A 9,854-nucleotide genomic window follows, 5' to 3' on the forward strand; every position below is an offset into this window, starting at 1 on the left:
ATTAATTTTATTTATAAGTATGCTATGTTTTAAATAATGGGTGAAATTATAATATAAAGATTATAAAAAAAGAGAAGGTGCTTTTCTAATGCTAAATTACCTTTATATACAATATCAAAATGGTTTTAAATGTAGCATATTATTAATAATTAAGTTATTATTTTTTATGTCTTAACTGAGGAGATGGTGAGAATAATGGATAAAAAGAGAGAAAGAATAATTGAACTTGTTGAAAAATTAAATAGATATTCATATGAATATTATGTACTTGATAATCCTTCTGTTAGTGATAAGGACTATGATAAAGAATACTATGAACTTCAAGAATTAGAAAAAGAAACAGGATATATACTTCCTTACTCACCTACATTAAGAATTGGTGATGTTGTTTTAGAGGGATTTAGTAAATATACTCATAAAGCAAAACTTTGGAGTTTGGATAAGGCACAAAGTCTAGAGGAAATAAGTGAGTGGCATAATAGAAATGTAAAATTTATTAATGAAATGAGAAGTAAAGGTGAAGATCTTCCAGACTTAAAATACATTCTTACTAAGAAGTTTGATGGGTTAACAGTTAACTTAACTTATAATAAGGAAGGTACTCTTGAAGTAGGAGCAACTAGGGGGACTGGAGAGATTGGAGAGAATGTAACTGCACAGGTAAAAACAATAAAATCCATACCATTAAAGATTCAAGAATTAGATAATGTTTTTGAAGTACATGGGGAAGCTGTTATGACTCAGGAGGCATTTAAGAAGTATAATGAGGAATCTGATATACCATTAAAGAATTTAAGAAATGGTGCAGCAGGAGCTTTAAGAAATCTTAATGTTAAAGAAACAGCAAAAAGAAATTTATCTGCATTTTTTTATGATGTAGGATATAAAGAAGGTACTCAATTTAAAACATACTTAGAAATGATGGATTTTATAAAGAAAAAAGGGCTACCAGTAGATGAATATATTAAAGTGTGTACTTCCATTGATGATATAAAGAAAGAAATAGAATATATAAAAAATATAAGGTTTGACTTAAATTATGATATAGATGGATTAGTTATAGCTATAGATGATATAAGAACTAGAGAATTACTGGGATATACTGTTAAATTTCCTAAATGGGCAATTGCATATAAATTTGAAGCACAAGAGGCAACAACCAAACTTTTAGATGTTGAATGGAATGTTGGAAGAAGCGGTAGAATAGGACCAACAGCTATTTTAGATCCTGTAGAATTAGCGGGCGTAACAGTTAAAAGAGCCACATTAAATAATATGGATGATATAAAAAGAAAAGGTGTTAGAATAGGGGCAGAGGTATTTGTTCGTAGATCTAATGATGTAATTCCTGAAATAATGGGTACAGTGGAAGAAACATTAGAAAATTCAATAGAAATACTTCCACCAACTCTTTGTCCAGCTTGTGGAAGTCATGTTGTTTTAGATGGAGCACATTATTTTTGTGACAATACACTTTCTTGTAAACCACAATTAGTTAAAAGTATAGTTCATTATGCATCAAGAGATGCGATGAATATAGCGGGATTTTCAGAAAAAACAGCAGAACAGTTATTTGAACGATTAAATATTAAATCTATCTCAGATTTATACAAATTAAATAAAGAAGAACTTATTAATTTAGATAAGTTTGGAGAAAAGAAAGCTGAGAATTTAATCAATGCAGTTGAAGAGAGTAAAAATTGTAAGTTATATGCATTTATATATGCTTTAGGAATACCTAATGTTGGAGTGAAAACTGCAAAAGATATAGTAAACAAGTTTAAATCTATAGATGCTTTAAAAAATGCTACATTTGAAGAACTTGTTTCAGTTCAGGATGTCGGTGATGTAGTTGCACAAGATGTAATTGGATTTTTCAAGGAAGAAAAAGTACTACAAACTATTGATGAGTTATTAAATTTAGGAGTAAATCCTATTTTTGATGAAATTAAGACTGTAGAAAATATTTTTCAAGGAAAGACAGTTGTTGCAACAGGATCTTTAAAAAACTATTCTAGAAGTGGAATTAAAGAAAAACTTGAACAATTAGGAGCAAAAGTTTCAGGGAGCGTTAGTAAGAAAACTGATTATGTAATTGCAGGAGAAGCAGCAGGATCAAAATTAGCTAAAGCACAGGAATTGGGGATAACAGTTCTTTCAGAAGAAGAATTTGAAAATATGCTAGGAAGTGAAAACTGATGAAGATATTAGTGAATTGGTTAACATTAATATGTGGATTTATATCTAGCATTTTAATAATATGCACTTTTTCAACAAGTTATCAGTTTCATTATTTTGGTCAAATTTTTAATTCTTATTTACCAGTACAAATAGGTATTTGTATAACCATGGCAGTTTTAACTCTTAGATTTATACTCAATGAAACTGGTAGAAAAAGAATAATATATTCTGTATTTAGTTTTATAATATCAGTTTCTTTGATATTTTTTATTAACTTAGTAAAATAGAAATAAAATATCCCTATAATGATTTAAATCATTATAGGGATATTTTTGGTTATTTTATTAGAATTAATGATTCTTTAATTAAATTTTTCTGTTTTATCAAAACTAGATATATTATAAGAGTTATTTTCATTAATTTCAGGAATATCGTCCTTAATAGAATCATAATTATTATTTTTTAATTCGCCTCCAGGCGTTATATTAGATAAATTTGAAAGTTTTTCACATATTTTTTCTAATATGTAGTTGTGATAACGCAATTGACTATGAGCTTTTAAAGCAACTACAAATAGCCATATTCCTATAAACATAAAAACACACATAAATAGTATTCCAACTATGAAAAATGCACCTGTTAAAAATTCCATATAAAAAAACCTCCATAAAAATATAGTTACATTATATCACAATAAATATATTATCTAAATAAATTTGTTATTTTATGTATTTGTTATGATATAAGGTTATATTAGTGATTATAAAAATATTATCATGTTAATAATTAAATATATAAGTTCTGATGAAGTATGTCAATTGATACAAATATTTAAATATTTATAAATAATATTATTTAATATTAAATTAGAACTTATATATAGAATTTATGATATATATTATTTTGAGTTTATATTATTTAATCAAAGATATAAATGTTTAAAAAGTGTTAGCTTAATTTAGAATATATATCAAGAGTCTAATAATAATAATGGAGGGCAATTAAATTGAAAAAATATTTATTACCTATATCTTTAACATTTATAATAGTTGCTTTTTTATTGGGTTTTATAGAAATAGATAGGACAGGAACAGTAAATAGTGATATGGAGAACTACTTGAGTTATGGTGTTAATAATATTACAACTGATTTAAAAAATGTTAAAGATCTGTCTAAAAGAGATCAAGATATTATATGTGCTATAAGTAAAGGTTTAGTTTCTAAGGATATAGACAATAAAATAATACCTTGTTTAGCAAATCAGGTAGATAAAAGGGAAAATGATATTGAATATGAATTTAAAATTAAAGATGATATTTATTGGAGTGATGGAAGTAAAATAACTCCGGATGATGTTGTTGTATTTTTTAAGGAATTATTAAAGATAGAAGATGAAAAAAATATAGAAGCTTTATTAGATGTTTATGGAGCAAAAGAATTTAAAGAAGGAAAAACGACATTTGAAAAAGGTGTTGCTATTACAGCAACTGATGATAAGGTTATTATTAGGTTAAATAAAAAAAATGATAATTTTTTAGATGAGTTAACTAAGCCACAATATAAATTAAGAAAGTATTTGATTATGTGGGGCGATATGAAAAATAACTATAATAAATTAATATATAGCGGAGATTATGTTATATCATCTTTTAATGATGATGAAATAAAATTTGAACGAAATAATTATAACAGTGATAACTCTTTAAAAAGTATTAAGATAGTAAAAGACAATAGTGTAGAATTATCAATGGCTTCATTTGAAATTGGTCAAAGAGATATTGTTTTAGATCCACCAGAAAGTGAATTAAATAAATTAGATTCAGAAGGTAAATTAATAACAATTCCTAAGAATAATGGTATATACATATATATTAATAGTAAAAATGATACTATACCGTTACAAGGAAGAAAATTTATCTATAAAAATATATCTAATGCTTTAGAAAATTATAAAACTTCTAATAGTAAAGAATTTGAATTGGCAGAAGGAAGCTATTTTAGAGAAGATAAACAAGATTTAACTAAACTTCAATCAAGAAAAGTTATAAGTAATAAAGAAGAAGAATGGAATGAACCTGAGGTTTTAACATTATTATGTAAAGATAATAATGATAATAGAGAATTATGTAGATGCATTTCAAGCTGGTTTAAAGAAAATACAGATATAGTATTAAAATATAGTTTAGTAAAAGAAGAAGAATTTGAAGATCAAGAATTAAAGAATAGATATGATATGATTTTAATAGAAAATAATGCAAATATTTCAAATAAAAAAGTATTCTATAATAATTTTGAAAACTATTTAAGTGATTCAGAGAAAGAAAGAATTATAAATTTACAATCTAAAGATGAAAAAAATGCATATGATAATATAGAAAATAAATTATTTGAAGAATATAGAATACTTCCATTAGTATTTTATAATCAAAATATTGCATTTTCTAAGAATGTATCTAATATTAAATTTGATGGTAATGGAAATATAGATTTTAGTTCAATTAAATAAAACTATATGGATTAATTTAACTTATTAACGGATATAAAAATATCCATTAATAAGTTAATAAAAGATTTTATTAATCAGATAATTTAATTTTTCTTATCATGAGATTTTTCTTTAGAATTTGATTTAGTATTAAGATTATCACTAACCTTAACATTAGAATTTTTATCATCAATTAAAGCGTCTTTTTCATTTGTAAGAGTCTTTTCTGTATCAGATATTTTAGACATAGATATAACTTCTCTTGAATCATCGATAGAATTAGAAGTTATATCTTTGTTATCCTCTAATGAATTATCTCTTGAGATATTCTGTTTTATAAATCCCATTTCATTTATTACGCTATCTTTAAGAAAATAAATCATAACAAAGAATGAAAACATATTTTTATTTGAATCAAAAGATACTTTTGGAGAAGAAAAACTGTCTCTTTTTTTAGAATAACTTAAGTTTTTTACAAATATAGGAGCTAAACCACTACTTTCAGGAGTAGGTAAGTTAGGCATTCTAAAATAAGATTCTTCTAACATATCTTTAGAACGTAAACTTAGATTTCTATAGCGTTCTACTTCATCAAGAGTTGGAGCTTCAGGCCAACTTGTTAATAAATCACCATTTACATAGAATTTTCTATATATGCTAGAAATAATAGGTTTAAGTTCAGAGTGTCTGTTTTCTTCTTGAGAATATAATAGCAATGATAATATATAGAAATTAATTTCTAAGCAAGAATATTTACTATCTTTTTTATCATTTAATTTTACAAATATATTTTTATCTTTATCATAAAGACTTATTAATTTATTAGTAATTTCTTTACTCATTTCTTTAAAAGAAATAATATTTGTATGTTTATAAGATTCCATTAAACATATAGCAAATAAACTACAGTCCTCTAGAGAGTTTATAAAATAATCTTTCATCATAAATCTATTTATAAGAAAATCACTTAAATCAAGTATAAGATCTTTAGCAATGTTGTTATTTGAATATTTATAGAATACATTTAAAGATAAAAGTACATTTAAGTTTTCACTAAATGATAATTCATAAAGTGATTCCTTATAATTTTTGAACATGTCTAAAATTTCATTAGCAAAGTTTTTATAGTCTTCACCTACAGGATCAGATTTATTATAGAAATAGTATAGATAATATGCATCCATCATAAAAGCTTGGTCTGAAAATTTAAACTTTGAATCTTTATCTATTAAGTTAAAGCCTTTAGAATTAGAATCAGAGATATTCTTTTTATTAACAAAAAGACCTTCAGTATTTCTTAAATTTTTAGAATAAAATTTAAGTTGCTCTTTTGCAATATGGTTATATGCTTTTTCAAAAGAGACGACATTTCGGTTATCTTTACAATAATTAGAATAATAATCACTTAATTCTAATATGCATAAAGTCATTAAAGCATTAGTTGATGGAGCTATTTCTTTTTTAAATGTAGATTCATCAAAGCCGTGTGAACTTTTACTGTGTATAAACATAGGCGATGACTTTCGGTATATACATGTTAGTGGAGAAAAATTATTTAATATGCTAATATCATTTGTAGAAGAAGATTTTTTAGAAATCTTAATAGGCATCAGTAGACCACATTTTGAATTTAGCACAATCGTCTTTACTGATTCTTTTGATAAATAGAAAAGTTGACTGCTAATTTCTTTTTGAGAAAGACTGTTCATCCTAAAAAATGGTCCTATATATCTCAATTTATTCACCTCTCATAAAATTTTCATATTATTAATTAATATGAGTGTAAATTAAAAATAGTGCATAAAATCTAAATAAAAGGAGAATTTTTTTATGGAAGAAGGAAAGTTAAACTTTGAGGATTTAAGAAAAATAATATTAGATAATAAAACAATTAAAAGAGAAGAAGTAAAAGTAAGAAACGATGTTGGAGAAGATTGCTCAATTATAGATTTTGGAGAATGCGAAGCTATTTTTTCAACAGATCCAATAACAGGAGCAAACAAAGATATAGGAAAATTAGCTGTACATATAAATTGTAATGATATTGCTTCTTCAGGGGGAGAGCCAATAGGAATAATGGTTACAGTCTTAGCACCAATATCATCAACTTTAGATGAAATAAATAAAGTAATGCATGAAATAGACCAAGAGGCTTCTAAAATAGGAGTAGAGATAATAGGAGGGCATACAGAAGTTACATCGGCAGTTAACAAGATGATTATATCTGTAACTGTAATAGGAAAAACTTTAAAAGGAAAAGCAGTTAAAACAGCAGGAGCAGAAGAAGATGATGATATAATTGTTACTAAAGATATAGGAATAGAAGGAACATATATTTTAATTAATGATTATGAAGAAACTATTAAAAGAGAATTATCTGAGGAAGAAATTATTTTGAGTAAAAGTTTGATAAATAGATTGAGTGTATTAAAAGAAGGTAGAATAGCTGGAGAATTTGGTGTGAATTCTATGCATGATATTACAGAAGGTGGACTGATTGGAGCTTTATTTGAAGTAGCGATGGCTTCAAGTAAAGGTTTTAAAATATATAATGATAAAATACCTATATTAGATATAACTAAGAAATTATCCAATTTATTTAAAATAGACCCTTTGAGATTGATTTCTTCTGGAAGTATGTTGATTACTACTAAGAATGGAAAAGAACTTGTTGAAATACTCAAAGAAAATGGTATTAAGGCAACTGTTATCGGGAAAATATGCAATAATGGTAATATATTAGTTGATAATAATAAAGAGATAGTTATAGAAGTGCCTAAAAGAGATGAAATATACAATTTAATCCCTAAAAACAAATAAAAATAACTTATTATATTATTTGTTAGACAAACTAAAAGGAATATATAATAATATCAAGTACTAGGTATATATAAAGAATATAATAGACTAAAGATGTATTAGATAATTTTGTTTAATATAAGAATAAAAAATATTTAATACTGACATAATAGACAACTTTATTCATAAAATATGATTCACAATATGTAAATATAATGGTCTGTTATTTTTTTATATATCTTAAATAAAGATGGAGCGTGATTTAATTGAGATGTGATGGACGAAAAAATGATCAAATAAGGCATGTACGGGTAACGAGAAATTATACTAAATATGCTGAAGGATCAGTATATATAGAAGTTGGTGACACAAAAGTTTTATGTAATGTTTCTATTGAGGATAGAGTACCACCATTTATAAAAGGAACAGGATCAGGGTGGATTACAGCTGAGTATAATATGCTACCAAGATCAACAGAAACTAGAAAAGTAAGAGATATTTCCAGATTGAAAATAGATGGAAGAACTATGGAAATTCAAAGGTTGATTGGAAGAGCATTAAGATCAGTTGTAGATTTAAAGGCATTAGGAGAAAAAACATTATGGATAGATTGTGATGTTATTCAAGCTGATGGAGGAACTAGAACAACTTCTATTTCAGGGGCATTTATAGCTTTAGTAGATGCAGTTAATAAATTGCATAAAATTAAACCATTTAAAGTATATCCTATTAGAAGCTTTGTTGCAGCAACTAGTGTAGGAATAGTAGATGACCAAAAACTTTTAGATTTATGTTATATTGAAGATTCAAAAGCTAAAGTTGATATGAATATTATAATGACTGATGAAGGAAATTTTGTAGAACTGCAAGGGACAGGAGAAGAAAGCCCATACAGTAGAGAAGAATTAACTCAACTATTGGATTTAGGAGAAAAAGGTATAAAGCAAATGATTCAAGTACAAAAAGATTCATTAAAAATGGATTCGCTTTGGATAGGAACAGGAGGAAATTAACGATTAATGAAAAAAATTATTTTAGCAAGTAATAATATTAAAAAAGTAAAAGAAATAAAACAAATACTTAATGACCTTGATGTGGAAATAAAATCTTTAAATGAAGAAAAGATAAATATAGATGTAATAGAAGATGGAAAAACATTTGAAGAGAATGCTAAGAAAAAGGCAAAAGAAATATATGAGCTTTTAAGAGAAAGAGGAGATAAAGACTTTATTGTATTAGCAGATGATTCAGGATTATGTGTAGATTACTTAAATGGAGAGCCAGGTATATATTCTGCAAGATATTCAGGCGAACATGGAAATGATGAAGCTAATAATAAAAAATTATTAGAAAAATTAAAAGGTGTATCAGATAAAGAAAGAGGAGCCAAATTTATTTGCCAAATAGCATTGTTTGATGAAGAAGGAGCATATTATGGTATTACTGGTGAGGTAAAAGGATATATTTTAAATAACATACATGGGAATGGCGGATTTGGATATGATCCTTTATTTTTCTATCCATCTTTAAATAAAAGTTTTGCTGAACTTAATTCGGATGAGAAAAATTTAATAAGTCATAGAGGAAAAGCACTTTCAAAGTTAAAAGATTTAATAGTAAACCTAATAAAATAGTAGGAGATAAGATTATGTTAATTGCAGTATTAAGTGATACACATAGAATGGATAAATATATTCAAAAAGCTAAAGAGTATATTAAAAATGCTGATATATTAATACATTTAGGTGATAATGTTGATGATGCAGAAGAATTAGCTAGTGAATTTACGGGAGAAGTCTATATTGTTAGAGGAAATTGTGATTACTCAAACAAATATCCTAAGGAAAGAGTTATAGAAGTAGAGGATAGAAAAGTATTTTTTACTCATGGAGATCTATATGGAGTAAAGTATGGGTTAAATAAGATTTATTATAGATCAAAAGAGGTAGGAGCAGATATAGCTCTTTTTGGGCATACACATATATCTATGATAGAAAAATACGATAACATATTTTTCATGAATCCAGGAAGTATATCCTTACCTAGAAATTCAGGTAAATATGTTGGTTTTATTGAAATAAATAAGAATGAAGAGCCTAGTATTTATCTTAAAGAGTTTACTTTTGAGAGATAAATAATAGAACAGTAAGTAAAAGGTAATTTGGAGAGTGAATTGATAGATAAAATTTATAATATAAAAAAAGTGAAATAATTTTAAAAAAAGTGAAATAATTTTAAAAAAAGGTATTGACGAATTAATTTGGATATTGTAGAATAGTCATTGTCGTCGGGAGATGAAGTAACAATGACTTCGGGGTGTGGCGCAGATGGGAGCGCGCGTGGTTTGGGACCATGAGGCCGCAGGTTCAATCCCTGTCACCCCGACCAA

General features: G+C 26.0%; 9 protein-coding genes and 1 tRNA gene. 8 read left to right on the top strand and 2 right to left on the bottom strand.

Annotation, left to right across the window (positions count from 1 at the left end; genetic code table 11):
• Positions 1-195: 195 nt before the first annotated feature.
• Positions 196-2,199, top strand: a complete 2,004-nt coding sequence (gene ligA / locus KYD98_RS10495) for an NAD-dependent DNA ligase LigA (RefSeq protein WP_219779915.1) — start codon at positions 196-198, stop codon at positions 2,197-2,199.
• The gene (locus tag KYD98_RS10500; RefSeq protein WP_219779917.1) at positions 2,199-2,468 is read left to right on the top strand and encodes a hypothetical protein; all 270 of its coding nucleotides are present in this window, start codon (positions 2,199-2,201) and stop codon (positions 2,466-2,468) included. The genes ligA and KYD98_RS10500 overlap by 1 nt, the downstream gene beginning before the upstream one ends.
• A gap of 74 nt (positions 2,469-2,542) precedes the next feature.
• Here the strand turns inward: KYD98_RS10500 and KYD98_RS10505 are convergent, their stop codons facing one another.
• Entirely contained in the window at positions 2,543-2,833 is a 291-nt protein-coding gene (locus KYD98_RS10505; RefSeq protein WP_219779919.1) for a hypothetical protein, read from the bottom strand.
• Between the two features lie 354 nt (positions 2,834-3,187).
• Here KYD98_RS10505 and KYD98_RS10510 point away from each other — a divergent pair, with 354 nt between their 5' ends.
• On the top strand, positions 3,188-4,687 hold the full coding sequence (locus tag KYD98_RS10510) for an ABC transporter substrate-binding protein (protein WP_219779922.1): 1,500 nt from the start codon (positions 3,188-3,190) through the stop codon (positions 4,685-4,687).
• A gap of 83 nt (positions 4,688-4,770) precedes the next feature.
• On the opposite strand, the gene KYD98_RS10515 is transcribed toward KYD98_RS10510, so the two are convergent.
• Entirely contained in the window at positions 4,771-6,402 is a 1,632-nt protein-coding gene (locus KYD98_RS10515) for a hypothetical protein (RefSeq protein WP_219779924.1), read from the bottom strand.
• 94 nt (positions 6,403-6,496) lie between these two features.
• Here KYD98_RS10515 and KYD98_RS10520 point away from each other — a divergent pair, with 94 nt between their 5' ends.
• The 5 genes from KYD98_RS10520 (at position 6,497) to KYD98_RS10540 (ending at position 9,853) form a co-directional block, all read left to right on the top strand.
• Positions 6,497-7,486, top strand: a complete 990-nt coding sequence (locus tag KYD98_RS10520) for an AIR synthase family protein (protein ID WP_219779925.1) — start codon at positions 6,497-6,499, stop codon at positions 7,484-7,486.
• A gap of 245 nt (positions 7,487-7,731) precedes the next feature.
• Entirely contained in the window at positions 7,732-8,478 is a 747-nt protein-coding gene (rph, locus tag KYD98_RS10525; protein WP_219779927.1) for a ribonuclease PH, read from the top strand.
• A gap of 6 nt (positions 8,479-8,484) precedes the next feature.
• Positions 8,485-9,099: an XTP/dITP diphosphatase gene (locus KYD98_RS10530; protein ID WP_219779934.1), complete on the top strand. Its 615-nt coding sequence runs from the start codon at positions 8,485-8,487 to the stop codon at positions 9,097-9,099.
• A 14-nt stretch (positions 9,100-9,113) separates the two neighbouring features.
• Positions 9,114-9,599: a metallophosphoesterase gene (locus KYD98_RS10535; RefSeq protein WP_219779936.1), complete on the top strand. Its 486-nt coding sequence runs from the start codon at positions 9,114-9,116 to the stop codon at positions 9,597-9,599.
• Positions 9,600-9,777: 178 nt separating this feature from the next.
• Positions 9,778-9,853, top strand: a tRNA-Pro gene (locus KYD98_RS10540).
• Position 9,854 lies beyond the last annotated feature (1 nt).

Source organism: Clostridium weizhouense, assembly GCF_019431045.1.
GTDB classification, from domain to species: domain Bacteria; phylum Bacillota; class Clostridia; order Clostridiales; family Clostridiaceae; genus Clostridium; species Clostridium weizhouense.

What these genes read in the sequence shown, in the direction of transcription:
- ligA (WP_219779915.1), top strand. Translation starts at nt 196, where the DNA reads ATGGATAAAAAGAGAGAAAGAATAATTGAACTTGTTGAAAAATTAAAT.
- KYD98_RS10500 (WP_219779917.1), top strand. Translation starts at nt 2,199, where the DNA reads ATGAAGATATTAGTGAATTGGTTAACATTAATATGTGGATTTATATCT.
- KYD98_RS10505 (WP_219779919.1), bottom strand. Translation starts at nt 2,833, where the DNA reads ATGGAATTTTTAACAGGTGCATTTTTCATAGTTGGAATACTATTTATG.
- KYD98_RS10520 (WP_219779925.1), top strand. Translation starts at nt 6,497, where the DNA reads ATGGAAGAAGGAAAGTTAAACTTTGAGGATTTAAGAAAAATAATATTA.
- KYD98_RS10530 (WP_219779934.1), top strand. Translation starts at nt 8,485, where the DNA reads ATGAAAAAAATTATTTTAGCAAGTAATAATATTAAAAAAGTAAAAGAA.
- KYD98_RS10535 (WP_219779936.1), top strand. Translation starts at nt 9,114, where the DNA reads ATGTTAATTGCAGTATTAAGTGATACACATAGAATGGATAAATATATT.